The organism is Acuticoccus kandeliae (genome assembly GCF_003073115.1).
This window is the reverse complement of sequence record NZ_QBBV01000033.1, coordinates 1-529: the sequence shown is the minus strand read 5'-3', so window position 1 is coordinate 529 and position 529 is coordinate 1. Positions and strand designations below refer to the sequence as shown.

1 protein-coding gene is annotated in these 529 nt (G+C 68.8%); it reads right to left on the bottom strand.

Features of this window, described 5'->3' with window-relative positions:
- Positions 1–529: S1 RNA-binding domain-containing protein (locus DBV35_RS29160; protein WP_117434497.1), on the bottom strand; the 529-nt coding region annotated here is incomplete at both ends.

Genomic DNA, 529 nt, shown 5'->3' with positions numbered 1-529 from the left:
GTCGTTGCCGCCCTCCGCCTCGGCCTCGGCGGCCTTGCGGATCTGCGCCATGTGCTGGTCGTAGCGGGCCTGCGCCTCGGCGTACTGCTTCTCCCAGGCCGCGCGGGCCTCGTCGAAGCCTTCCTTCCAGTCGCCGGAGTCGACGTCGAAGCCCTCGGGGTAGATGTAGTTCCCCTGGTCGTCGTACTCGGCGGCCATGCCGTAGCGAGTCGGGTCGAACTCGGTGTCGACCGTCATGCCCTCGTTGGCCTGCTTCAGCGACAGCGAGATGCGACGGCGGTCGAGGTCGATGTCGATGACCTTGACCATCGCGTCGTCGCCGACCTGGACGACCTGCTCCGGGATCTCCACGTGGCGCTCGGCCAGCTCGGAGATGTGGACCAGGCCCTCGATGCCCTCCTCGACGCGGACGAACGCGCCGAACGGGACGAGCTTGGTGACCTTGCCCGGCACGATCTGGCCGATCGCGTGGGTCCGGGCGTACAGGCGCCACGGGTCCTCCTGGGTCGCCTTCAGCGACAGGGAGACG